The sequence below is a fragment of the Shewanella sp. HL-SH5 genome (genome assembly GCF_051163755.1).
GTDB classification, from domain to species: domain Bacteria; phylum Pseudomonadota; class Gammaproteobacteria; order Enterobacterales; family Shewanellaceae; genus Shewanella; species Shewanella glacialimarina.
In genome coordinates, this window is the sequence record NZ_CP195038.1 from 270752 (window position 1) to 296171 (window position 25420).

Annotated in this window: 15 protein-coding genes, 2 tRNA genes and 2 rRNA genes; 18 read left to right on the forward strand and 1 reads right to left on the reverse strand. The window is 44.7% G+C overall.

Going from position 1 to position 25420, the window contains the following annotated elements; translation table 11 throughout:
- Positions 1 to 3: 3 nt before the first annotated feature.
- The 12 genes from ACRWQM_RS01165 to lpxC all read left to right on the forward strand — a co-directional run bounded on the left by ACRWQM_RS01165 (position 4) and on the right by lpxC (position 15313).
- Complete coding sequence (locus tag ACRWQM_RS01165; RefSeq protein ID WP_434927450.1) at positions 4 to 1740, forward strand: penicillin-binding transpeptidase domain-containing protein; 1737 nt, start codon at positions 4 to 6, stop codon at positions 1738 to 1740.
- Positions 1737 to 3266 carry a UDP-N-acetylmuramoyl-L-alanyl-D-glutamate--2,6-diaminopimelate ligase gene (murE, locus tag ACRWQM_RS01170; RefSeq protein WP_434930988.1) on the forward strand — a complete coding sequence of 510 codons (1530 nt, stop codon included), beginning with the start codon at positions 1737 to 1739 and terminating at the stop codon, positions 3264 to 3266. Before ACRWQM_RS01165 ends, murE begins: the two co-directional genes overlap by 4 nt.
- Complete coding sequence (locus tag ACRWQM_RS01175) at positions 3263 to 4636, forward strand: UDP-N-acetylmuramoyl-tripeptide--D-alanyl-D-alanine ligase (protein WP_434930989.1); 1374 nt, start codon at positions 3263 to 3265, stop codon at positions 4634 to 4636. The genes murE and ACRWQM_RS01175 overlap by 4 nt, the downstream gene beginning before the upstream one ends.
- On the forward strand, positions 4637 to 5719 hold the full coding sequence (mraY, locus tag ACRWQM_RS01180; protein WP_226412735.1) for a phospho-N-acetylmuramoyl-pentapeptide-transferase: 1083 nt from the start codon (positions 4637 to 4639) through the stop codon (positions 5717 to 5719).
- A gap of 6 nt (positions 5720 to 5725) precedes the next feature.
- Positions 5726 to 7045, forward strand: coding sequence for a UDP-N-acetylmuramoyl-L-alanine--D-glutamate ligase (gene murD / locus ACRWQM_RS01185; protein ID WP_434930990.1), 1320 nt, complete (start codon positions 5726 to 5728; stop codon positions 7043 to 7045).
- The gene (gene ftsW, locus ACRWQM_RS01190; RefSeq protein WP_434927446.1) at positions 7035 to 8246 is read left to right on the forward strand and encodes a cell division protein FtsW; all 1212 of its coding nucleotides are present in this window, start codon (positions 7035 to 7037) and stop codon (positions 8244 to 8246) included. The genes murD and ftsW overlap by 11 nt, the downstream gene beginning before the upstream one ends.
- Before the next feature lie 62 nt (positions 8247 to 8308).
- Positions 8309 to 9373 carry an undecaprenyldiphospho-muramoylpentapeptide beta-N-acetylglucosaminyltransferase gene (gene murG, locus ACRWQM_RS01195; protein WP_434928882.1) on the forward strand — a complete coding sequence of 355 codons (1065 nt, stop codon included), beginning with the start codon at positions 8309 to 8311 and terminating at the stop codon, positions 9371 to 9373.
- A gap of 1 nt (position 9374) precedes the next feature.
- Complete coding sequence (murC, locus tag ACRWQM_RS01200) at positions 9375 to 10820, forward strand: UDP-N-acetylmuramate--L-alanine ligase (protein WP_434930991.1); 1446 nt, start codon at positions 9375 to 9377, stop codon at positions 10818 to 10820.
- Positions 10821 to 10952: 132 nt separating this feature from the next.
- Positions 10953 to 11723: a cell division protein FtsQ/DivIB gene (locus ACRWQM_RS01205; protein ID WP_434927444.1), complete on the forward strand. Its 771-nt coding sequence runs from the start codon at positions 10953 to 10955 to the stop codon at positions 11721 to 11723.
- Positions 11720 to 12955 (forward strand): cell division protein FtsA, encoded by a 1236-nt coding sequence (gene ftsA / locus ACRWQM_RS01210; protein ID WP_226412745.1) that lies wholly within the window; start codon positions 11720 to 11722, stop codon positions 12953 to 12955. Before ACRWQM_RS01205 ends, ftsA begins: the two co-directional genes overlap by 4 nt.
- A gap of 26 nt (positions 12956 to 12981) precedes the next feature.
- The gene (gene ftsZ / locus ACRWQM_RS01215) at positions 12982 to 14148 is read left to right on the forward strand and encodes a cell division protein FtsZ (RefSeq protein WP_434927443.1); all 1167 of its coding nucleotides are present in this window, start codon (positions 12982 to 12984) and stop codon (positions 14146 to 14148) included.
- Between the two features lie 244 nt (positions 14149 to 14392).
- Complete coding sequence (lpxC, locus tag ACRWQM_RS01220) at positions 14393 to 15313, forward strand: UDP-3-O-acyl-N-acetylglucosamine deacetylase (protein ID WP_434927442.1); 921 nt, start codon at positions 14393 to 14395, stop codon at positions 15311 to 15313.
- A gap of 5 nt (positions 15314 to 15318) precedes the next feature.
- Here the strand turns inward: lpxC and ACRWQM_RS01225 are convergent, their stop codons facing one another.
- Positions 15319 to 15768: a DUF721 domain-containing protein gene (locus tag ACRWQM_RS01225; protein WP_434927441.1), complete on the reverse strand. Its 450-nt coding sequence runs from the start codon at positions 15766 to 15768 to the stop codon at positions 15319 to 15321.
- Positions 15769 to 15795: 27 nt separating this feature from the next.
- Between ACRWQM_RS01225 and ACRWQM_RS01230 the strand changes: the two genes are divergently transcribed.
- The 6 genes from ACRWQM_RS01230 (at position 15796) to ACRWQM_RS01255 (ending at position 25337) form a co-directional block, all read left to right on the forward strand.
- Positions 15796 to 16695 carry a M23 family metallopeptidase gene (locus tag ACRWQM_RS01230; RefSeq protein ID WP_434927440.1) on the forward strand — a complete coding sequence of 300 codons (900 nt, stop codon included), beginning with the start codon at positions 15796 to 15798 and terminating at the stop codon, positions 16693 to 16695.
- Positions 16696 to 16753: 58 nt separating this feature from the next.
- Complete coding sequence (gene secA / locus ACRWQM_RS01235) at positions 16754 to 19477, forward strand: preprotein translocase subunit SecA (RefSeq protein ID WP_434931950.1); 2724 nt, start codon at positions 16754 to 16756, stop codon at positions 19475 to 19477.
- A gap of 665 nt (positions 19478 to 20142) precedes the next feature.
- Positions 20143 to 21687: ribosomal RNA gene (locus tag ACRWQM_RS01240) — 16S ribosomal RNA — on the forward strand.
- Between the two features lie 88 nt (positions 21688 to 21775).
- A tRNA-Ile gene (locus tag ACRWQM_RS01245) sits at positions 21776 to 21852 on the forward strand.
- A gap of 145 nt (positions 21853 to 21997) precedes the next feature.
- Positions 21998 to 22073: transfer RNA gene (locus ACRWQM_RS01250), tRNA-Ala, on the forward strand.
- 361 nt (positions 22074 to 22434) lie between these two features.
- Positions 22435 to 25337, forward strand: a 23S ribosomal RNA gene (locus ACRWQM_RS01255).
- The 16S and 23S rRNA genes sit together here with 2 tRNA genes alongside, the layout of an rRNA operon.
- Positions 25338 to 25420 lie beyond the last annotated feature (83 nt).

Genomic DNA, 25420 nt, shown 5'->3' on the forward strand with positions numbered 1-25420 from the left:
AATATGTCCAGACAAGCAAAGCGTAAACAAAATCCTGAATTGATCCCATGGCGTCTATACGTTGTGGTGGGATTTGTCATGCTGTTATTTGTCAGTTTGATTGCCCGTGCAGCCTACATTCAAATTATTGAACCGGATAAACTGCGTCACGAAAGTGATATGCGTACGCTACGAACGACCAGTAACCAGGTACAAAGAGGCTTAATTACCGACCGACATGGTGACATGCTTGCCGTCAGCGTACCTGTACGAGCGGTATGGGCCGACCCTAAACACGCATACGATCAAAAAGCCTTTGTTGATATGCGCCGTTGGCAAGCATTAGCCGATGTACTGCAAGAGCCTGTGGATAAATTGGTTGAGAAAGTAAAGCGCGATCCAAAGAAACGGTTTGTCTATCTAAAGCGTCAAGTTACTCCTGCAGTTGCTGATTATATTGAGCAATTAAAAATTGGCGGTATCTACCTAAAATCAGAATCACGTCGCTATTATCCCGCCGGAGAAATTGCTGCTCAGTTAATTGGTATCACCAATATTGATGATGTTGGCATTGAGGGTATTGAAAACACCTATAACACCTGGTTAACAGGGACACCGTCAAAGCAAAAAGTACGTAAATCTCGTGACGGTAGCGTAGTTGAACGTCTAGATATGGTGCAAGAGGGTGAAAACTCTAACGACATCGTCTTAAGTATTGATCAACGCATTCAACAATTGGCATATCGAGAATTAAAGCGGGCTACTGAAACCTATCAAGCAACTTCAGGTTCTGTAGTGGTGATTGATGTGCTTACTGGCGAAGTGCTAGCTATGGTCAATACGCCATCATATAACCCCAATGCTCGCGATAATTTGCAAGCACACCGAATGCGTAATCGCGCATTAACAGATACTTTTGAACCTGGATCTACCGTTAAACCCTTTGTTGTGGCGGCGGCTTTAGAGGCTGGAACCGTAAAGTCTGATGATCTGATTTCAACATCGCCAGGTTGGATGCGGATTGGTGGCCGTCAGGTACGTGATTCAAACAACTATGGTGATATGTCGCTGGCAAAAATACTGGTCAAATCATCTAACGTAGGTATCAGTAAACTCGCCTTATCTATGCCAGTTCAACAATTGCTTGGTACTTATCAATCTATGGGACTTGGCAATTATTCAGGTATTAACTTAACGGGTGAAAGTGCAGGATTAATTCATGATCGCCGCCGTTGGTCTGATTTTGAACGCGCGACATTATCATTTGGTTATGGTTTTACCGCCACGCCGCTTCAACTTGCCCGCATGTATGCCACCCTAGGTAGTGGCGGCGTATTGTTTCCGGTATCTATTTTAAAGTTGAAAGAGCCACCTAAAGGCCAGCAAGTATTATCTGAGCAAGTTGCTAAAGATGTCATGCAAATGTTGGTCGGCGTGACTGAAACCGGTGGTACAGCGACTAAGGCGCATATTGATGGTTATCCTATAGCGGGTAAAACAGGCACCAGTCGTAAGGCGGTAGCTGGAGGCTATGGTGATGATTATGTGGCAATATTTGCCGGTGTAGCGCCTGTGCATACCCCAAGACTGGCTATATCTGTGGTCATAAATGAACCCAAAGGTGATAAGTATTATGGCGGCGATGTCGCCGGCCCTGCTTTTGCCAAGATAATGTCCGGTGCCCTGCAAATGCTCAATGTCGAACCTATTTCTGAACGCGATGCGATAAAGCTTGCGGCTGCGCCAAGGAGCGCGGGATGATGTTACTCAAAGATTTACTCGCGCCCTGGTTTCATTATGCCGGGGCTGAAACTTTTTATAGCTTAACCCTAGATAGTCGTCAGATAGATGAGGGTAAAGTGTTTGTTGCCTTGCCTGGTTATCAAGTTGATGGGCGAAAGTATATTAACGCTGCGATTGAAAACGGCGCAATAGCGGTACTTGCGCACACAGACGATCCCGCTCGACATGAACACGTCGAGTTGATTAATAGCGTGCCTATTATTCATTTCTGCCAATTGACAAGACAGCTGTCAGCTGTAGCAGCTCAATACTATAGTGTCTCAAATAAGCTTAAAGTAATAGGCATTACTGGCACGAATGGTAAAACCTCAGTCAGCCAGATTATTGCGCAAATAGTGACTTTATTAGGTCAAAAAGCGGCTGTAATGGGGACTCTTGGCAATGGATTATGGGGCGAGCTCGTTGACAGTGGCAATACCACAGCTGATGCGATTACAGTGATGCAGCAATTAGCTCAATTTGAACAGCAGGGCGCGAACGTTTGTGCCATGGAAGTATCAAGCCACGGTTTAGTGCAAGGGCGGATTGAAGCTGTGCCATTCAATACCGCAGTATTTACCAATTTAAGTCGCGATCATCTTGATTATCATGGTGATATGGATGCCTATGCCGCAGCAAAAAAACGCTTATTTCAATTTGCATCATTATCCAATGGGGTGATTAATTTAGATGATGCCGTGGGTAAGCAATGGTTAAGTGAATTACAAAAAGATGGATTATCCACAGCTGACTTACTTAACGGCAATGCTAGCAAGCTGCAGTTATACTCCTTTAGCTTAACGAGTAGCAAAGCAGACTTTTACTGCCAAGACACGGTATTTAATGATCAGGGTGTTAATGCAACATTGATTTATCCTTCAGCCAATGGCAAGGATAAATTGAGCGCAAAATTAATCTCACCGCTACTTGGGCATTTTAATCTTTCTAATGTATTAGCCGCTATTTCAGCTTTATCGTTACAGGGTATTGAAATGGCCGACATACTTAATGTGTTACCGAAAATTAAACCTGTTGCAGGTCGAATGGAGCGTTTTGCATGCGATGGTAAAGCAACATTAGTGGTTGATTATGCCCATACTCCGGACGCTATCGAGCAGGCATTAAAAGCGCTTCGCGTTCATTGTGCAGGCCAATTGTGGTGTGTTTTTGGCTGTGGTGGCGACCGTGATAAAGGCAAGCGTCCTTTAATGGCGCAGGCCGCAGAACAATTTGCTGATCGCGTTATGGTCACCAGCGACAATACGCGTAGTGAAAATCCGCAAAATATTATTGATGATGTATTAGCGGGGTTAGCTTCACCCGCACAAGCACTGTCTAATATCGACCGGATCAGCGCAATCAAGCAAGTTGTGGCGCAAGCGAAGCCGGATGACATTATTTTATTGGCGGGCAAAGGTCATGAAACTTATCAAGAAGTGGCAGGAAAACGATTGAATTATGATGAACGCGCATTGGCCATGCAGTTAATGGAGGCTTCAATATGATTTCGCTTTCATTAAGTCAAATAGCACAGAATTTAAATGGTCAGTTGATTGGTGAGGATATCGCTATCAAGGCCGTCAGTACTGATAGCCGTAAATTTGATCATGACAGTCTATTTATCGCGCTCAAAGGTGAACGATTTGATGCCCATGAATTTGCAGCTAAGGCTTTAGAAAATGGTGCTACAGCGTTATTAGTTGAACGAGAGTTGCCGCTGAATATCCCTCAAGTTGTCGTCAGTAATACTCACAAAGCTTTAGGCCAATTAGGTCAGTTAGTGCGACAGCAAGTGGCACCGATAGCCGTGGCGTTAACCGGCTCAAACGGTAAAACCAGCGTTAAAGAAATGGTCGCAACCATTTTATCTCAGCAATTTCAGGTGTTATTCACCGCAGGTAATTTTAACAACGATATTGGTGTCCCACTTACCCTGTTGCGATTATCACCAGGTGATCAGTATGGTGTATTTGAATTAGGTGCGAACCATAAAGGTGAGATTAACTACACCAGTAGCCTAGTTGAGCCGCAAGTTGCCTTAGTCAACAATATCGGCAGTGCACACCTTGAGGGGTTTGGCTCGATAGAAGGCATTGCACAGGCTAAATCTGAAATATTTAATCATTTGTTACCAGACGGTACTGCCGTGATTAATGCCGATGATCAGTTTGCTGATTTTATGGCAATTAAAACTGCGGCGTTTAAGCAGCTGCGCTTTTCTCGGGAGTTAGATGTTACCGCTGATGTGCGAGCTACTAAATTAGTTGCCAGTGCCCAAGGTTGTTATCATTTTTCACTCGAATATGCCTCGCAAGCGGTTGAGGTGCAATTGCCGTTGGCGGGTATCCATCAAGTCAGTAATGCACTGGCTTCTGCGTCTATATGTTTAGCTCTAGGGCTAGATTTATCGATGGTGGCCTCAGGGCTGAGTTTATTGCAACCAGTAAAAGGGCGCATGATGCCGAAAGCATTGGGGCGTTTTTTAGTGGTAGATGATAGTTATAATGCCAACCCTAGTTCAGTCAGTGCTGCGATTAACTGGTTGCAACAACGTCAACATCACCGTTGTTTAGTGCTGGGAGATTTGGGCGAATTAGGCGACAATGCTGCCCCTTTGCACGAACAGCTCGGCAAGCAGGCTAAAATGGCTAATATTGACGCGCTGTATTGTTGTGGCAGTTTATCTGCACACGCAAGTCGTGCTTTTGGTAGTCAACATTTTCAAGATGTCAGTGAATTAGGTCAGATGTTAATAGCACAATTAAATCAGTTGCCAGGTGAGGCGACAATATTAGTTAAAGGTTCTCGAAGCGCAGCGATGGAACGTGTGGTCGATATATTAGTAGATGCCTTTGGGCGCGGGGAGTTAGTGTAGATGCTGGTTTATCTGGCCGAGTATTTAACCCAGTTTTACAGTGGGTTTAACGTTTTTTCTTATGTGACTTTTAGAGCTATTTTAGGGTTGTTGACCGCATTAGTGTTTAGTTTGTGGTGGGGACCAAAATTGATTGAGCGTTTGCAGTTATTGCAAATTGGTCAAGTTGTGCGTAATGACGGCCCTGAATCACACTTTAGTAAACGCGGAACCCCAACTATGGGCGGATTACTGATCCTAGCGGGTATTTTTATCAGCGTATTACTCTGGGGTGACTTATCCAGTCGATACGTGTTGGTGATGTTGTTTGTGTTAGGTGCTTTTGGCGCGATAGGCTTTCTTGATGACTACTTAAAAGTGGTTAAGAAAAACTCTAAAGGACTTATCGCTCGCTGGAAATATGCTTCGCAGTCTATAGCGGCGTTAATTGTCGCTTTTTACTTATATAGTTCAGCGACAATACCCGGAGAGACTCAGTTAGTCGTGCCCTTTTTTAAAGATGTCATGCCACAGCTTGGCATCCTGTTTATCTTTTTAACTTACTTCACCATTGTTGGTGCAAGTAATGCGGTTAATTTAACCGATGGTTTAGATGGTTTAGCGATTATGCCTACGGTAATGGTAGCAGGCGCATTTGCGCTGGTTGCTTATCTGTCAGGTCATGCCCAGTTTGCTAGCTATTTGCATATCCCTCATTTGCCAGAGGCCGGTGAGTTAGTGATTGTATGTACCGCAATTGTTGGCGCTGGTTTAGGTTTTTTGTGGTTTAACACCTATCCTGCGCAAGTTTTCATGGGCGATGTAGGCTCACTCGCACTTGGTGCTGCTTTAGGCACTATTGCAGTATTGGTTCGCCAAGAGATTTTACTGGTGATTATGGGCGGCGTATTTGTGATGGAAACCGTTTCAGTGATTTTACAGGTGGGCTCTTACAAGCTTCGCGGGCAGCGTATTTTCCGTATGGCGCCTATACACCACCACTATGAATTAAAGGGCTGGCCAGAGCCGCGCGTAATTGTCCGTTTTTGGATTATTTCACTGTTCCTTGTGTTACTGGGTCTTGCGACCTTGAAGTTAAGGTAAATTATTATGCAATCCAATTATACGCACATAGTGTTAGGGCTTGGAGCCACAGGGCTGTCGGTCGTGCGTTATTTAGTTTCGCAGGGAATTAAACCTTTGGTAATGGATAGCCGTCGTCACCCACCAGGCGAAGATGTGCTAGCAAAAGAGTTTACTGATGTTGAATTGATGGCAGGTGGTTTTGATTGCCGATATTTAGTTCAAGCAAGTCAATTAATTATCAGTCCTGGTATCTCAATTGATACACCTGAGATTAGAGCTGCGCGTGACATGGGTATTGAGGTTATTGGTGATGTAGAGCTATTTGCCCGAGCCATTGACGATAGAAAACCTTGCGTGATCGGTATTACAGGATCCAATGGTAAGTCTACCGTAACAACCCTGGTGAACGACATCTTGGTTGCAGCAGGAAAAAAAGTCGCCATGGGCGGTAATATTGGTATTCCAGCATTAGATTTATTGGCTCTGGATGTTGAATACTATGTATTGGAGTTATCTAGCTTTCAGCTTGAAACAACCTTTTCGTTAAACTGTATTGCAGCGACTTGCTTAAATATTAGCGAAGATCATATGGATCGTTATTGCAGCATTGCCAGCTACCGGGAAGCTAAGTTGAATCTGTACCCACAAAGTAAGTTTGTGATGTACAACCGTGATGATGAGCTGACTTTTCCCTTTGAACCCATGAATCAAAATACATTCGGTTTAGGGGTGCCTGAAGGGGACGAATGGGGATTAAGCGACGGTAAAATCTTCCACGGTGACAGTGAGATCATGAATTTGAATGATGTCACCTTAATTGGGTCGCATAACCACGCAAATTTACTGGCAGCAATGGCATTGGTTGATGCCTGCTCAGTCGATAAAGCTTTTGCTATTCAAGTTGCTAGTAGCTTTAAGGGCCTAAGCCATCGTTGTGAGCTTGTGGCGGTTGTAGACGGTGTGACGTATATCAATGATTCTAAAGCCACCAATGTTGGTGCAACGGTTGCAGCGTTGCAAGGATTAAATACCCATTTAGGTGAGGTGTTTTTAATTGCAGGTGGTGATGGTAAAGGGGCTGATTTTAACCCCTTAATTCCAGCATTAGAGCATGTGGCAAAGGTCATTACTCTTGGTAAAGACGGCGCGAAAATAGCTAAGCTCAAAAGTAATAGTATTAGCGTAAACACCATGAAAGAAGCGGTTGATACCGCTGCAAAAATAGCTTTCTCAGGTGATATTGTATTACTGTCACCTGCGTGCGCCAGTTTAGATATGTATCGCAACTTTATGGCGCGTGGCGACGATTTTAAGCAATGTGTGGAACAACTAGATGGCCAGTAATGAGCAGCGATTAAGCTTGTTCAAACAAGGGCTGAAAGGAATTTGGCCTTCATTGCTTGATGATAATAGCGCTGGCGTGGAGCTTTACGATCGCACATTTTTAGCTGCTATTATTGGCCTGATGTGTTTTGGTTTTGTCATGGTAATGTCAGCTTCTATGCCAGAGGCAGAGAAGTTAACGGGGAATCCGTTTCACTTTATTTATCGGCATATTTTTTATCTTGTTGGCTGCATTGTCATTGCGTTTGCGGTGTTGAAAGTTGAGGTGAGTCACTGGGAAAAAAATAGCGGCATGCTAATGATAGGCGTGTTAGTTATGCTATTTGCCGTATTGGTGGTGGGAACATCGGTTAATGGTGCAAGGCGTTGGTTAGCCATTGGACCTGTGCGTATTCAAGTCGCTGAACTGGCAAAGTTTGTTTTTATTGTTTATATGGCGGGTTACCTAGTTCGTCGACATGGTGAGTTAAGGGAAAACCGCAAAGGCTTTTATAAGCCTATTGGTGTTTATGTGTTGTTTGCGGTGTTAATTCTACTGCAACCCGACCTAGGCACAGTAGTGGTATTATTCGTTTGTACCGTCAGTTTATTATTTTTAGCTGGAGCCCGAATAACTGACTTTATGGTGTTGATATTACTCGGAATCGCCACCTTTGTGTTACTGGTGTTATTTGAGCCATACCGAATGCGACGGGTGACGTCGTTTATGGACCCGTGGGAAGACCCATTTGGCAGCGGTTATCAGTTAACTCAATCGTTAATGGCTTATGGTCGGGGGGATTGGTTTGGCCAAGGCTTAGGTAATAGTATTCAAAAGTTAGCTTACTTACCTGAGGCGCACACCGACTTTATTTTTGCGGTCATTGGTGAAGAACTGGGCTTTATGGGCATTATTGCAGTGCTAATAGTAATGTTTTTTATTGCACTGCGCGCTATTAGATTGGGTAACCTTTGTTTGCAAATGCAACGACCGTTTGAAAGCTATGTAGCATATGGCGTGGGTATTTGGATTTGCTTTCAAACTGTTGTTAATGTCGGTGCAAGTATTGGCATGTTGCCAACAAAAGGGCTGACATTACCCTTTATTAGTTATGGTGGTAGTAGCTTGTGGGTAATGACCGCTGCGGTAATGTTGTTAGTCAGGATTGATCATGAAAGGCGTGTCAGTTTGATTCAAGCAGTACAAGGGAGGGCTAAATAGTGACAGATACAAATAACAATAATAGTGCAGTTGCTTATAGCCACTCTCCAAGATTATTAGTGATGGCAGGTGGTACCGGTGGTCATGTTTTTCCTGCATTAGCCGTGGCTAAACATTTAGCCGCCAGCGGCTGGCAGGTACGATGGTTAGGCACTGCAGACCGTATGGAAGCACGCTTAGTGCCACAACATGGTTTTGATATTGAGTTTATCGATATTAAAGGCGTGCGCGGTAATGGCTTGCTGCGTAAATTAGCTGCACCGTTTAAAGTGATACGCTCTATTATTCAAGCCAAAGCAGTGATAGACGATTTTAAGCCTAATGTGGTGTTAGGTATGGGCGGTTTTGCCAGTGGACCTGGTGGCATAGCAGCTAAGTTGGCTGGCGTTCCGGTAGTGCTGCATGAGCAAAATGCCATTCCAGGTTTGACGAACAAATTACTGTCAAAAATTGCCACCAAAGTATTGTGCGCTTTTAACAACACGTTTTCGAGCGATGTTAAAAATGTTGAAGTGGTGGGTAACCCCATCAGACAAGAGTTGGTGTTACTCGGTGGGCTAGAGAAACCCCTTAGCGAAGACGCATTAAAAGTGCTTGTTGTTGGGGGAAGCCTAGGTGCTAAGGCGCTTAATGAAACCTTACCTGATGCGGTTGCTCAGTTAGCGACACAGCATTCGATAACTGTTTGGCACCAAGTGGGTAAAAATAACCTAGATTCTGTTAAAGCCGCTTATCAGCAACTAAACCAGCTTGATAAAGTGAATGTAGCCGAGTTTATTGATGATATGGAAGCCGCATATCGCTGGGCTGATGTGGTAGTGTGCCGCTCAGGTGCATTAACTGTATCTGAATTAGCCGCTGTAGGATTACCAAGTATATTAGTGCCCTATCCACATGCAGTAGATGATCATCAAACTAAAAACGCAGCAGTGTTAGTGGATGCAAAGGCGGGTTTTTTATTACCGCAAACAGAATTGAATGCAAAATTGCTTGCTGAAAAATTGCAGCTATTTGCCAGTAATAGACAAGTATTGCTCCAAATGGGGCTAAAAGCACGGGGCGTAGCCGTGTTAGATGCCACTCAAAGAGTTGCAGCTATATGCGCCGCGGTAGCGAAAAAGGGTTGAAATGACAAAGACAGAAAAGTACGCACAGCTTCGTAGCATGATCCCAGAAATGAGACGGATCAAGCGAATTCATTTTGTTGGCATAGGTGGTGCTGGCATGGGTGGTATTGCGGAAGTGTTAGTCAATGAAGGCTATCAAATTAGTGGCTCGGACATTGCGGTAAATAATGTCACCGAACGTTTAGCCCGTTTAGGAGCAAAAATTATTATTGGCCATCAGGCTAACAATGTTGTTGATGTGGATGTTGTGGTCGTCTCAACGGCTATTGATAAGCAGAATCCTGAAATTCTAGCCGCACAGGAAAATCGTACGCCAATCGTGCGTCGAGCAGAAATGTTAGCTGAACTGATGCGTTATCGTCATGGTGTAGCCATTGCTGGTACACATGGTAAAACCACCACAACCAGTTTAATTGCCAGTGTTTATGGTGAAGCTAAGCGCGATCCCACTTTTGTTATTGGCGGACTATTAAACAGTGCAGGTACCAATGCACGCTTAGGTACAAGCCGATATTTGATTGCTGAAGCAGATGAAAGTGATGCCAGCTTCTTGCATTTACAGCCAATGGTCAGTGTCGTAACCAATATTGAAGCTGATCATATGGACACTTATGGCGGCGACTTTGAAGTACTTAAAACCACATTTGTGGATTTTTTACATAATTTGCCATTTTACGGTGTCGCGGTAATGTGTATTGATGACCCGGTTATTCAAGAGATATTACCGCGAGTTGGACGTCAAGTAGTCACCTATGGTTTTAGTGAAGATGCCGACGTCAGGGCAAGTAATTTTGTTCAGCAAGGGCATCAATCTCGTTTTACTGCGCACAGAAAAGACAGACCCGATTTAGATATCGTGTTGAACTTACCCGGAGCACACAACGTGCTTAACTCTTTAGCTACTATTGCAGTGGCCAGTGAAGATGAGATTGATGATGCTTCTATTGTCAAAGCATTAGCAGAGTTTGAAGGTATTGGCCGTAGATTCCAGCATTTAGGTGAGTTTGAGACCCCAAATGGCAAGGTCATGTTAGTGGATGATTATGGGCATCACCCAAGCGAAGTACTTGCAACCATTAAAGCGGCACGTGCAGGTTGGCCTGATAAACGATTAGTGATGGCTTACCAGCCACATCGTTATAGCCGTACTCGCGATCTATACGAAGACTTTGTCGAGGTACTATCGCAAGTCGATTGTTTGCTGTTACTTGATGTTTATGCTGCTGGCGAAAATCCGATACCGGGTGCTGATGGCCGAGCATTGTGTCGTTCAATTCGCGTGCGCGGTCAGGTTGACCCGATATTTATCTCTGGGCCTGATCAACTCGCAAGTGTATTACCTGATGTATTACAAGACGGAGACTTATTACTAACTCAAGGTGCGGGTAATATTGGTGCGTTATCACGTGAGTTAGCAAGCAGTGAACTGGGTTTTAAGCCAGCATGATGTTAAAATAAAACTGAACGGTTTTTGTACAGCTATGCAGTTGAAAAATCGTGCTTTTATACAGCCATTAAGCACTATATAATGGCCGGTTTGTTGCAGGATCGTATCAGCAGTTTTCGGGAGTGATTATCGGTGTCATGGAGCAAGAAAGGACGCCAGTTAAAACAAAAACTAAAACACGTTAATTGGTATTTGTATTTTGGTTTGATGTTTTTGCTCAGTGTGTTGGCAACAATTACATGGAGTGGCATGAAGCTTCATGAGTTACTTAATGATGCTGATGCCCTTCCGATAGAAGCAATTGCCATTAAAGGCGAGCGCCATTATACCTCGGACGAAGAAATCCAGGTGGCGTTGCAATCAATGATGAAAAGTAGTTTTTTTAACGCAGACGTATTAGATATACAGCGGGCATTAGAAAGCCTACCGTGGGTTTATCATGCGTCTGTTAGGCGCGAGTGGCCTGCAAAATTTAAGGTTAATTTGCAAGAGCAACAAGCCGTGGCGCACTGGAACGGTGATGCTTGGCTAAATGTTAACGGTGAAGTGTTTAATGCTTTGGCGGAATTGGACCTAGTTGATTTACCTAAGTTGTCAGGTCCTGATGATATGGCTGAAGAAGTACTTATAAGCTTTAGGCAATTAGATGACTTACTTCAGATTAATGGATTTAAATTAGCCAGTCTGCGATTAAGCCCACGTCATGCATGGCAAGCTGAATTGGCTAATGGCATACAAATAGAGCTAGGGCGTGAGGATAAAATGTCTCGAATACAGCGTTTTATTAATGTCTACCCGACACTAGTGCAAAGTGAAAGACCCGTCGCCAGAGTTGATTTACGTTATGACACAGGTTTTGCTGTGGGCTGGGATGAGACCAATAAGAGAACTGAGAATAAATGACCAAAAATCAGGAAAGAAACCTTATCGTAGGGTTAGATATCGGAACATCAAAGGTCGCTGTCATAATAGGTGAAGTACTGCCGGATGGCGAAATTAGTGTTATTGGTTTAGGTAATCATCCTTCTCGTGGCATGGACAAAGGCGGTGTGAATGATCTCGACTCAATCGTACGCAGTGTTCAAAGGGCATTAGATCAAGCTGAATTAATGGCTGACTGCCAGGTGTCTTCTGTTTATTTAAGTATTTCAGGTAAACATATCGCGTGTCAGAATGAAAACGGCATGGTGTCGATTAACGACGAAGAAGTGACCCAAGAAGATGTCGACAACGTCATTCATACCGCACGTTCGGTTAAAATTCCCACCGAGCGTCGTATTTTGCATGTGTTGCCACAAGAATATTCAATTGACGTGCAAGACGGTATAAAAAGCCCAATAGGTATGTCTGGCATGCGGATGGAAGCGAAAGCTCATATTGTGACATGTGCAAATGACATGGCTAAAAACATCACCAAAAGTGTTGAACGTTGCGGTTTAAAAGTGGATGACTTGGTTTTCTCAGGTATTGCATCGGCAGACTCTGTATTGACCAATGATGAAAAAGATTTAGGTGTGTGTATTGTCGATATCGGTGGCGGAACAACCGATATTGCAGTTTATACCAATGGCGCATTACGCCATTGCGCGGTTGTGCCAGTAGCAGGTAATCAAGTAACCAGTGATATTGCTAAAATATTTCGCACACCGTTAACCCACGCCGAACAAATTAAAGTGCAGTTTGCCAGCGCAAGAAGCTCAATGGTAAGCCGTGAAGACAGTATTGAAGTGCCATCTGTCGGTGGGAGACCTTCGCGCAGCATGTCACGTCATACTCTGGCAGAAGTTGTTGAGCCAAGGTACCAAGAATTATTTGAGTTAGTACTTAAGCAATTACAAGATAGCGGCTTAGAAGATCAAATTGCCGCAGGTATAGTACTAACAGGTGGAACATCTTCCATAACAGGCGTGGTAGACATTGCCGAAGCGACATTCGGTATGCCAGTGCGAGTTGCATCGCCATTGCCTGTTAAAGGATTATATGAATACGTGGACCAACCAATTTACTCAACAGGGATAGGGTTGCTTCACTATGGGGCAAGAAGGCTTATCGAACGTCAGTTCGAACGTCCTGAACGCCAAGGGGTAACTAGCTTTTTAAATCGGGTAAAAAGCTGGTTTAAGGGTGAATTTTAAATAACGCAGACAAACGGGATCAGACAATGTTTGAGATCATGGATTCACATTCAGACGAAGCGGTGATTAAAGTCATCGGTGTCGGTGGTGGTGGCGGAAACGCTGTCGAACATATGGTAAAGCACAGCATTGAAGGTGTTGAGTTTATCGTAACAAACACAGATGCACAGGCATTACGTAAATCAAGTGCGGGTTCAACTATCCAACTTGGACGTGATGTTACAAAAGGTCTAGGTGCTGGGGCAAACCCAGACGTAGGCCGTCAAGCGGCAGAAGAAGATCGTGAAAATATTCGTGCGGCAATTAAAGGATCTGACATGATCTTTATCGCAGCGGGCATGGGCGGAGGTACCGGTACCGGTGCTGCACCAGTCGTTGCTGAAATCGCACGCGAAGAAGGCATCTTAACGGTTGCCGTTGTGACTAAGCCGTTCCCATTTGAAGGCAAAAAGCGTATGGCATACGCTGAGATAGGGATCGCTGAGTTAGCTAAACATGTGGATTCACTAATTACCATTCCAAATGAAAAGCTACTTAAAGTGCTTGGTCGTGGTACATCATTACTCGATGCATTCGCAGCAGCTAATAACGTGCTACTTGGTGCGGTGCAGGGTATTGCTGAACTAATTACTCGTCCAGGTTTAATTAACGTGGATTTCGCCGACGTGAAAACCGTTATGTCTGAAATGGGTAATGCCATGATGGGTACGGGTGTCGCTACTGGTGATGACCGCGCAGAAGAAGCAGCAGAAGCAGCGGTTGCAAGTCCATTATTAGAAGATATTGATCTAGCTGGCGCCCGTGGCGTATTAGTTAACATTACTGCTGGTATGGACATCACAATTGAAGAGCTAGAAACAGTGGGTAACCACGTTAAAGCCTATGCATCTGAAAATGCTACAGTAGTAGTCGGTGCGGTGATTGATCCTGAAATGAGTGATGAGCTACGTGTAACGGTAGTTGCTACGGGTATTGGCATTGAAAAGAAGCCTGATATTCAGTTAGTGCAAAAAACAGCACCACGCCCAGAGCCAGTAGTTATTGAGCCACGCCCAGAGCCAGTTGACGAACCTATTGTTGCGCAAACATATTCTTCGCCGAAGAGTAATGCTGTACCACAATCAGTTCCAGCTCCACGTGCAGATGCAGATTATTTAGATATTCCAGCATTTTTACGTAAGCAAGCTGATTAACTAGCATAACTATCAACCCGTTTAAAAGCGGTTTTGATAGGCTGATATTAATATTGTTTACAATATTAATATTAATAAAGGTGTGATGATTACGTAGTTGATAACGAAATGACGTTGTTCTGGGGTCATTTGCATTTTTTTTGTGAATTGCGCAAGATATGGTAGCATGTCGTACCAGCTATACATGATAGCTTTAGGTATTTATTTTAAGCTTTTGTTTTTATTGTTATTTACGGGTAAATGAATGATTTTTCAAAGAACTGTTCAAAAAATGGTGAAGAGTACTGGTGTCGGATTACATTCTGGCAACAAGGTCACTCTGTGCATTATGCCCGCACCAGTAAATACAGGGATTGTACTAACACGTACCGATCTTACGCCTCCAGTGTCTATACCTGCTAAGGCTGAATTAGTGCGTGAAACGACAATGTGTACAGCGCTTGTAAATGATACTGGTGTTCGTATATCTACAATTGAACATCTATTTGCAGCACTTGCTGGTTTAGGCATTGATAATGCTATTATCGAAGTTGATGCCCCTGAAATCCCAATTATGGATGGCAGTGCCAGTCCGTTTGTATTTTTGCTGCAAAGCGCAGGCATTAAAGAACAAGCGGCACCGAAAAAATACCTAAAAATTACCAAACCTATTCGAGTGGAAGACGGTGATAAATGGGCTGAGTTAAGACCTTTTAAAGGGTTTAGAGTTGATTTTAAAATTGACTTTACTCATCCAGAAATTGCTCGAAGCCAACAACATATGGTAATGGACTTTTCTACATCCGCTTTTGTAAAAGATATCAGCCGTGCTAGAACCTTCGGCTTTATGCGTGACATTGAATATTTGCGTGCGAATAACCTAGCTTTAGGTGGCAGCATGGAAAATGCTGTAGTGCTTGACGAATACCGCGTCCTCAACCCTGATGGTCTGCGTTATGAAGACGAGTTCGTTAAGCATAAAATTCTCGACGCTTTTGGTGATTTGTATGTAGCAGGTCATGCCATTGTCGGTGAATTTAAAGCATACAAAACAGGTCATGCATTAAATAATCAACTCGTTAGAGCGCTACTTGCCCAGCAGGATGCATGGGAATTAGTCAGCTTTGACAAAGAAGCCGATGTGCCTGTCAGCTTCATTGTGCCAGGTTCAGCGGCACTAGCTTAATCGTTTTATCGCCTATTACGGCTGGCCAATGCAGCCAGCCGTTTTAGTTTTTCACCCAGTGATCCTTCAACATGATCAGCCAATGCAGTGATGTGTTGCGCAGCTTCATTACTGATATAAGTGTGATTCACCTGGGAGTTTACATTTCCTATTGCTAATCCTGGGTTGACTTTAACCTCAATAGCAGTGAGCATGGGTAATGTTTCAGCCTGAAGTTGTCGTAGTAGTTTAGGCTTTTGAAAATTAATTCTCGCGGCCCAGGCAGCGGATGACGTTTCAACAACAAGAACACCCTGGCGGAGATTGGCTACTTTTAGCTGCTCTGCCGCAGGACCATCGATAATCTGTTTTAAATAATTATTCAGATTATTTAATAGTTCTGCTTTCTCAGCGAGTTCAGGAAGTTTTCCTGACAAATGTAATAAATTGCTGAGGTCTTGAGGGGGCTTTTTCATATGATAATAAGATGGCTGAGTTAGGCTATGAGTGTAACAGTATTTGTTCAAGGTCGAAATGGGGTCACGCGCTGGCAACCCAGTAAGCGATGGTTTCTTCTACCTATCATGATAATGGTCACCGGAACTGCTATTTATCAATACAGTACCGATCGCTTTGCTAATCAACAAGCTAAAGTGGACGAAAACCAACAATTGCGTGAGCAACAAAAACAGCAAGTTATTGAGCTCAAACACGCAACCGAAATTCAACTGTCTACGTTAGTAACTCATGTTGCTAAAATGCAGGCCAAAATTACCCGACTTGAGGCATTAGGCCAGCAAGTCGCCCAAAATAATTTACTCGACGATCAATTCGATTTCCATGTAGAAGTTGGTATCGGCGGTTACAGTGAATTAGGGACAGGAATCGAATTAAGTCAGCTTATTAATGATATGAATACGCTGGCATCAAGAATTGATAGTAATAATCTTCAGTTGTCACTACTTGAAACAGTGTCAACAAATCTCCATATAGATGAAGAGCGTTATATATCAGGGCGGCCAATCGATAAAGGTTGGTTATCTTCGCCCTATGGTTTACGCAATGACCCTTTTAATGGCCGTAGAACAATGCATAAAGGTATTGATTTTGCTGGGCGAGAAGGGGCCGACGTTGTTGCAACTGCAGCAGGTGTAATAACGTGGTCAGGAAGTATGTTTGGATATGGTGAGCTTATCGAAATAGATCATGGTAATGGTCTTCGAACTCGCTATGGACACAATAAATCTCTGTCAGTAAACGTAGGTGACGTCGTTGCCAAAGGCGATACAATCGCCAGTATGGGAAGCACAGGCCGTTCAACCGGCCCTCATGTGCATTACGAAGTGCTTCGCGGTGGACAACAAATAGATCCACAAAAGTATGTCTATCGCAAAGCAAGTTGATCATATTAACGGTTAATCCGCTCTGAAGAGCCAAACCTACAAGAGATAAGTGACTAAGATGTTAGGTAAATTACTGACAAAAGTATTTGGAAGCAAAAACGATCGTACCCTAAAGAACTTGGGTAAAGTGGTCACTAAAATTAACGCATTGGAAGCAGATTATGAAAAACTCTCCGATGAAGAACTAAAAGCAAAAACCGCAGAGTTTCGCCAGCGTCTAGATTCAGGTGAAAGCTTAGAAAGTCTGATGGCAGAAGCATTTGCCGTTGTGCGTGAAGCGTCAAAACGTGTGTTTAACATGCGTCCTTTTGATGTCCAATTACTTGGCGGTATGGTTTTAGACAGCAATCGTATTGCTGAAATGCGTACCGGTGAAGGTAAAACATTAACCGCAACATTACCTGCATATTTGAATGGTCTCAGTGGCAAAGGTGTTCACGTTATTACTGTGAATGATTACTTAGCCCGTCGTGATGCTGAATTCAATCGTCCGTTATTTGAGTTTTTAGGCTTAACGGTTGGCGTTAACGTTGCTGGTATTGGTCAAATAGAAAAGAAACAGGCGTATAACGCAGATATAACTTATGGCACCAATAACGAATTTGGTTTCGATTATCTTCGCGACAATATGGCCTTTTCTCCACAAGAGCGTGTACAACGCCCACTAAACTACGCATTGATCGATGAAGTCGATTCAATCTTAATTGATGAAGCGCGTACGCCACTGATCATTTCAGGTGCAGCTGAAAACAGCTCAGATCTGTACATTAAAGTGAATAAGTTAATTCCTAGTCTTGTACGTCAAGATAAAGAAGATACCGAAGACTATATCGGTGAAGGTGACTTCACAATCGATGAAAAAGGTAAACAAGTTCATTTAACAGAACGTGGTCAAGAGAAAGTTGAACTACTGTTAACTGAACAAGGCATGTTAGCTGAAGGTGATTCACTTTATTCAGCCGCAAATATTTCATTACTGCATCACGTGTATGCAGCACTTCGTGCACATACTTTATTTGAACGCGATGTTGATTATATTATCCAAGACGATGATGTTGTTATTGTAGATGAACATACTGGCCGTACAATGCCAGGACGTCGTTGGTCAGAAGGTTTGCATCAAGCGGTTGAAGCTAAAGAAGGGGTTCATATTCAAAATGAAAACCAAACATTGGCGTCAATTACCTTTCAAAACTACTTCCGTCAGTATGATAAATTAGCCGGTATGACGGGTACTGCCGACACTGAAGCATTCGAGTTTCAGCATATTTATGGCCTAGATACCGTTGTAGTACCGACTAACCGTCCAATGGTTCGTAACGACATGGCCGATTTAGTTTATCTAACAGCTGCAGAAAAGTACGATGCTATTGTTGCTGATATTAAAGGTTGCCGTGAACGCGGACAGCCAGTGCTAGTGGGTACCGTTTCTATTGAGCAATCAGAGCTGCTTAATACATTATTGAAAAAAGCCAAAATTCCACACAGTGTGCTAAATGCTAAGTTCCATGAAAAAGAAGCTGAAATTGTTGCCCAAGCCGGTAGTTTAGGCGCAGTAACTATTGCAACAAACATGGCTGGCCGTGGTACGGATATCGTATTAGGCGGCAACTGGAACATGGAGATAGAAGCCTTAGATAATCCAACAGCAGAACAGAAAGCTAAAATTAAAGCAGATTGGCAAATACGCCATGATGAAGTGCTTGCGGCTGGCGGTTTACACATTCTTGGTACCGAGCGTCATGAATCGCGTCGTATCGATAATCAGCTACGTGGTCGTGCTGGTCGTCAAGGTGATGCGGGTTCTTCACGCTTCTACCTATCGATGGAAGATAGCTTAATGCGTATCTTCGCTTCAGATCGTGTTTCAGGCATGATGAAAAAGCTGGGTATGGAAGAAGGCGAAGCTATCGAACATCCATGGGTATCTCGTGCCATCGAAAATGCACAGCGCAAAGTAGAAGCGCGTAACTTCGATATTCGTAAGCAATTGCTTGAATATGATGACGTGGCAAATGATCAACGCCAAGTTGTTTATTCGCAACGTAATGAGTTAATGGATGCTGAAAGCATTGAAGACACCATCAAGAATATCGAACAAGATGTTGTTTCTGGCGTTATTGATACTTATATTCCACAGAATTCTTTAGAAGAGTTATGGGACGTACCAGGCTTAGAGCAACGTTTACATAATGAGTTCGCCTTAAAGCTTCCGATACAAGAATGGTTAGATAAAGAAGACGATCTACATGAAGAGACATTACGTGAGCGTATTGTGACATCATGGACTGAAGCCTTTAAAGCTAAAGAGCAGATGGTTGGCCCGCAAGTATTACGTCAATTTGAAAAAGCTGTAATGCTACAAACCTTAGATGGTTTATGGAAAGAGCATTTGGCTGCGATGGATCATCTACGTCAAGGTATCCATTTACGTGGGTATGCACAAAAAAATCCTAAGCAAGAATATAAGCGTGAATCATTTGAGTTGTTTCAACAGATGCTTGAAACATTAAAGCACGATGTCATCAGTGTATTATCGAAAGTGCAAGTACAAGCACAATCTGATGTAGATGACATGGAACAACGCCGTCGCGATGAAGAAGCTAAGATTAAACGTGATTACCAACATGCAACGGCACAAGCATTGGACGAAGGTGAAACGACAGCTACAGCGGAAAAACCTAAGACGGTTATACGCGATGGTGAGAAAGTGGGACGTAATGATCCATGTCCCTGCGGATCAGGTCAGAAATTTAAACAATGCCATGGCAAATTAAGTTAATAAACCAGTTAGCTTAGCTAAACCAGCATAGTGATTATAAAAAGCAGCTTATATAGCTGCTTTTTTTATATCTGATTGGCAAGAGTCTAAGCTTATAAATCAGCTATTGTGGATAACTTTGGGGGTAAATGGTGCAAAACATGTATGTAAGTGGGTAACTATCAAAAAGATCGTAAAAAACCGATCTTTTTACACAAAAGCCCTTGCACTGCCTCAGAATCTCCCTATAATGCGCAACCACTGACACGGCACAGCGCGAAAGCAAAGTGGCATCTGAAGTTAATCACTTAGGAAGTCAGGTTGATTTGAAAGGGTAAAACTTCGGTTTCATCATCAAATCAACAGCGAAAAGAAAGTTTGAAAAAACACTTGACGCTGACAACAGGGTCTGTAGAATACGCAGCCCAAGCCAACGACCTAGCGTCTTACGGCGATGTTTGAAAAATCAACATCAACGCTCTTTAACAATTTATCAAGTAATCTGTGTGGACATTCACAGGTATTGAGTTATTCGAAATTGCTTATTCTTAGGAAGAGCAATCAAAAAATTTAAACTCAATGCAACGATGAATGTTCATAGCAATATGTACAAAAAGACTTTGTTAACTTTGGTTGATAAAGCAATCAGAATTCATTGAGCCGAATCGCAAGATTCAAAAAAACTTTAATTGAAGAGTTTGATCATGGCTCAGATTGAACGCTGGCGGCAGGCCTAACACATGCAAGTCGAGCGGCAGCGGGAAGATAGCTTGCTATCTTTGCCGGCGAGCGGCGGACGGGTGAGTAATGCCTAGGGATCTGCCCAGTCGAGGGGGATAACAGTTGGAAACGACTGCTAATACCGCATACGCCCTACGGGGGAAAGGAGGGGACCTTCGGGCCTTTCGCGATTGGATGAACCTAGGTGGGATTAGCTAGTTGGTGAGGTAATGGCTCACCAAGGCGACGATCCCTAGCTGTTCTGAGAGGATGATCAGCCACACTGGGACTGAGACACGGCCCAGACTCCTACGGGAGGCAGCAGTGGGGAATATTGCACAATGGGCGAAAGCCTGATGCAGCCATGCCGCGTGTGTGAAGAAGGCCTTCGGGTTGTAAAGCACTTTCAGTAGGGAGGAAAGGCAGTAGTTTAATAAACTATTGCTGTGACGTTACCTACAGAAGAAGGACCGGCTAACTCCGTGCCAGCAGCCGCGGTAATACGGAGGGTCCGAGCGTTAATCGGAATTACTGGGCGTAAAGCGTGCGCAGGCGGTTTTTTAAGCCAGATGTGAAAGCCCTGGGCTCAACCTAGGAATTGCATTTGGAACTGGGGAACTAGAGTCTTGTAGAGGGAGGTAGAATTTCAGGTGTAGCGGTGAAATGCGTAGATATCTGAAGGAATACCGGTGGCGAAGGCGGCCTCCTGGACAAAGACTGACGCTCATGCACGAAAGCGTGGGGAGCAAACAGGATTAGATACCCTGGTAGTCCACGCCGTAAACGATGTCTACTCGGAGTTTGGTGACTTAGTCACTGGGCTCCCAAGCTAACGCATTAAGTAGACCGCCTGGGGAGTACGGCCGCAAGGTTAAAACTCAAATGAATTGACGGGGGCCCGCACAAGCGGTGGAGCATGTGGTTTAATTCGATGCAACGCGAAGAACCTTACCTACTCTTGACATCCAGAGAATTCGCTAGAGATAGCTTAGTGCCTTCGGGAACTCTGAGACAGGTGCTGCATGGCTGTCGTCAGCTCGTGTTGTGAAATGTTGGGTTAAGTCCCGCAACGAGCGCAACCCCTATCCTTATTTGCCAGCGAGTTATGTCGGGAACTTTAGGGAGACTGCCGGTGATAAACCGGAGGAAGGTGGGGACGACGTCAAGTCATCATGGCCCTTACGAGTAGGGCTACACACGTGCTACAATGGCGTATACAGAGGGTTGCAAAGCCGCGAGGTGGAGCTAATCTCACAAAGTACGTCGTAGTCCGGATTGGAGTCTGCAACTCGACTCCATGAAGTCGGAATCGCTAGTAATCGTGAATCAGAATGTCACGGTGAATACGTTCCCGGGCCTTGTACACACCGCCCGTCACACCATGGGAGTGGGCTGCAAAAGAAGTGGGTAGTTTAACCTTCGGGAGAACGCTCACCACTTTGTGGTTCATGACTGGGGTGAAGTCGTAACAAGGTAGCCCTAGGGGAACCTGGGGCTGGATCACCTCCTTACCTATACGACTAACTCAATACCTAAAGTGCAGAGATGCATGTGAGTGTTCACACAGATTACTTGATAGAAAGAAAGAGAAATTACGTTGGGTCTGTAGCTCAGCTGGTTAGAGCGCACCCCTGATAAGGGTGAGGTCGGTGGTTCAAGTCCACTCTGACCCACCAATTCTTCATTTCTCCTGTGTTAATTTACCGCTCGTTTAGTGAACTAAACGTCGCAATAAATTGCCTTGGATAAATTCGAATTGGCAAGCCAAATAAATTGGCTGACCTTCTTAGAAGGTAAACGTAAATTCTCACTGTATGTAAAGGGGTTATAGCTCAGCTGGGAGAGCGCCTGCCTTGCACGCAGGAGGTCTGCGGTTCGATCCCGCATAGCTCCACCATTCTCTTTGATGAGAAACATACATATTGGTCCGAGATGCCAAAGATAAACGAAATTTTATCTTTGGCTTTTTTAAGCCCGCTCTTTAACAATTTGGAAAGCTGATAGTACTAACTAAAGGCGCATAAATGATGATTCGTTGTCGTTTGTGTGATTACGTTAGTGCGAAAATAATATTGATGCGAAAGCATCAGTATCTTGAGTTCTCAAAACACTGTTTAAGTGTCTTGAATATTCTAAAAACTAAGGCGAGTCACACTTCCTGGTCGGGAGTGAGACAAGTAAAAACCAGCTAGTTGCGATACAGTCTAATTAGTTCATTCTCTTGTTTACAAGGGTTGTGAAACTCATTTGGGTTGTATGGTTAAGTGACTAAGCGTATACGGTGGATGCCTTGGCAGTCAGAGGCGATGAAGGACGTAATAACTTGCGAAAAGCGTTGGCGAGCTAGTAATAAGCATTTGAGCTAACGATATCCGAATGGGGAAACCCGGCCACATAAGTGGTCATCATACAGTGAATACATAGCTGTATGAGGCGAACCTGGGGAACTGAAACATCTAAGTACCCAGAGGAAAAGAAATCAACCGAGATTCCCCTAGTAGCGGCGAGCGAACGGGGATTAGCCCTTAAGTCTATGGGGTGTTAGTGGAATGAGTTGGAAAGCTCAGCGGCACAGGGTGATAGCCCCGTACATGAAAACTAACCATAGATGAAAACGAGTAAGGCGGGACACGTGACATCCTGTTTGAATATGGGGGGACCATCCTCCAAGGCTAAATACTCCTGACTGACCGATAGTGAACCAGTACCGTGAGGGAAAGGCGAAAAGAACCCCTGTGAGGGGAGTGAAATAGAACCTGAAACCGTATACGTACAAGCAGTGGGAGCGGTTCTTGAGACCGTGACTGCGTACCTTTTGTATAATGGGTCAGCGACTTACGTTTTGTAGCGAGGTTAAGCGAATAGCGGAGCCGTAGGGAAACCGAGTGTTAACTGCGCGTTTAGTTGCAAGGCGTAGACCCGAAACCGAGTGATCTAGCCATGGGCAGGTTGAAGGTTGAGTAACATCAACTGGAGGACCGAACCGACTTATGTTGAAAAATGAGCGGATGACTTGTGGCTGGGGGTGAAAGGCCAATCAAACTCGGAGATATCTGGTTCTCCTCGAAAGCTATTTAGGTAGCGCCTCGAGCGAATACCATTGGGGGTAGAGCACTGTTAAGGCTAGGGGGTCATCCCGACTTACCAACCCTTTGCAAACTCCGAATACCAATGAGTACTACTCGGGAGACAGACAGCGGGTGCTAACGTCCGTTGTCAAAAGGGAAACAACCCAGACCGTCAGCTAAGGTCCCAAAGTGTATGTTAAGTGGGAAACGATGTGGGAAGGCTTAGACAGCTAGGATGTTGGCTTAGAAGCAGCCATCATTTAAAGAAAGCGTAATAGCTCACTAGTCGAGTCGGCCTGCGCGGAAGATTTAACGGGGCTAAACATACCACCGAAGCTACGGGTTTGCAGTTTACTGCAAGCGGTAGAGGAGCGTTCTGTAAGCGGTTGAAGGTGAAGGGGTAACCCACACTGGACGTATCAGAAGTGCGAATGCTGACATGAGTAACGATAAAGGGAGTGAAAAACTCCCTCGCCGAAAGACCAAGGGTTCCTGTCCAACGTTAATCGGGGCAGGGTGAGTCGACCCCTAAGGTGAGGCCGAAAGGCGTAATCGATGGAAAACAGATTAATATTTCTGTACCTCTGCTAACTGCGATGGAGAGACGGAGAAGGCTAGGCTAGCGCGGCGTTGGTAGTCCGCGTTTAAGGTAGTAGGCGGTGTTCTTAGGCAAATCCGGGAACACGTACTTAAATGTACACGTTGAGAGCTGATGACGAGTCACTAAGGTGATGAAGTAGTTGATGCCATGCTTCCAGGAAAATCTTCTAAGCTTCAGGTTAGTAGGGATCGTACCCCAAACCGACACAGGTGGTCGGGTAGAGAATACCAAGGCGCTTGAGAGAACTCGGCTGAAGGAACTAGGCAAAATGGTACCGTAACTTCGGGAGAAGGTACGCTGCTGTTGGTGATGGGACTTGCTCCCTAAGCTGACGGCAGTCGCAGATACCAGGTGGCTGCAACTGTTTATCAAAAACACAGCACTGTGCAAAATCGCAAGATGACGTATACGGTGTGACGCCTGCCCGGTGCCGGAAGGTTAATTGATTGGGTTATCGCAAGAGAAGCTCATGATCGAAGCCCCGGTAAACGGCGGCCGTAACTATAACGGTCCTAAGGTAGCGAAATTCCTTGTCGGGTAAGTTCCGACCTGCACGAATGGCGTAATGATGGCCACGCTGTCTCCAGCCGAGACTCAGTGAAGTTGAAATTGCGGTGAAGATGCCGTATACCCGCGGCTAGACGGAAAGACCCCGTGAACCTTTACTATAGCTTGGCACTGAACATTGAACCTACATGTGTAGGATAGGTGGGAGACTTTGAAGCTTCGTCGCTAGATGGAGTGGAGTCAATCTTGAAATACCACCCTTGTAGTTTTGATGTTCTAACTCTGGCCCCTTATCGGGGTTGAGGACAGTGCCTGGTGGGTAGTTTGACTGGGGCGGTCTCCTCCCAAAGAGTAACGGAGGAGCACGAAGGTTGGCTAAGTACGGTCGGACATCGTACGGTTAGTGCAATGGCATAAGCCAGCTTAACTGCGAGACATACACGTCGAGCAGGTACGAAAGTAGGTCATAGTGATCCGGTGGTTCTGAATGGAAGGGCCATCGCTCAACGGATAAAAGGTACTCCGGGGATAACAGGCTGATACCGCCCAAGAGTTCATATCGACGGCGGTGTTTGGCACCTCGATGTCGGCTCATCACATCCTGGGGCTGAAGTCGGTCCCAAGGGTATGGCTGTTCGCCATTTAAAGTGGTACGCGAGCTGGGTTCAGAACGTCGTGAGACAGTTCGGTCCCTATCTGCCGTGGGCGTTGGATGATTGAGGGGAGCTGCTCCTAGTACGAGAGGACCGGAGTGGACGAACCGCTGGTGTTCGGGTTGTCATGCCAATGGCATTGCCCGGTAGCTACGTTCGGAATCGATAACCGCTGAAAGCATCTAAGCGGGAAGCGAGCCCCAAGATGAGTCATCCCTAGAGCTTTAAGCTCTCTAAAGGGCCGTAGGAGACTACTACGTTGATAGGCAAGGTGTGTAAGCGTTGTGAGGCGTTGAGCTAACTTGTACTAATGACCCGTGAGGCTTAACCATACAACCCAGATGGGTTTTACTGATACGACTTAGTATTAGAATGGGACGCTTAAATAGTGTGACGAGACTCAAACTCAGATAAA

Bases quoted from the DNA above. Each gene is read 5' to 3' on its own strand.
- ACRWQM_RS01165 (WP_434927450.1), top strand. From the start codon at position 4: ATGTCCAGACAAGCAAAGCGTAAACAAAATCCTGAATTGATCCCATGG.
- murE (WP_434930988.1), top strand. From the start codon at position 1,737: ATGATGTTACTCAAAGATTTACTCGCGCCCTGGTTTCATTATGCCGGG.
- ACRWQM_RS01175 (WP_434930989.1), top strand. From the start codon at position 3,263: ATGATTTCGCTTTCATTAAGTCAAATAGCACAGAATTTAAATGGTCAG.
- mraY (WP_226412735.1), top strand. From the start codon at position 4,637: ATGCTGGTTTATCTGGCCGAGTATTTAACCCAGTTTTACAGTGGGTTT.
- murD (WP_434930990.1), top strand. From the start codon at position 5,726: ATGCAATCCAATTATACGCACATAGTGTTAGGGCTTGGAGCCACAGGG.
- ftsW (WP_434927446.1), top strand. From the start codon at position 7,035: ATGGCCAGTAATGAGCAGCGATTAAGCTTGTTCAAACAAGGGCTGAAA.
- murG (WP_434928882.1), top strand. From the start codon at position 8,309: ATGGCAGGTGGTACCGGTGGTCATGTTTTTCCTGCATTAGCCGTGGCT.
- murC (WP_434930991.1), top strand. From the start codon at position 9,375: ATGACAAAGACAGAAAAGTACGCACAGCTTCGTAGCATGATCCCAGAA.
- ftsA (WP_226412745.1), top strand. From the start codon at position 11,720: ATGACCAAAAATCAGGAAAGAAACCTTATCGTAGGGTTAGATATCGGA.
- ftsZ (WP_434927443.1), top strand. From the start codon at position 12,982: ATGTTTGAGATCATGGATTCACATTCAGACGAAGCGGTGATTAAAGTC.
- lpxC (WP_434927442.1), top strand. From the start codon at position 14,393: ATGATTTTTCAAAGAACTGTTCAAAAAATGGTGAAGAGTACTGGTGTC.
- ACRWQM_RS01225 (WP_434927441.1), bottom strand. From the start codon at position 15,768: ATGAAAAAGCCCCCTCAAGACCTCAGCAATTTATTACATTTGTCAGGA.
- ACRWQM_RS01230 (WP_434927440.1), top strand. From the start codon at position 15,796: ATGAGTGTAACAGTATTTGTTCAAGGTCGAAATGGGGTCACGCGCTGG.
- secA (WP_434931950.1), top strand. From the start codon at position 16,754: ATGTTAGGTAAATTACTGACAAAAGTATTTGGAAGCAAAAACGATCGT.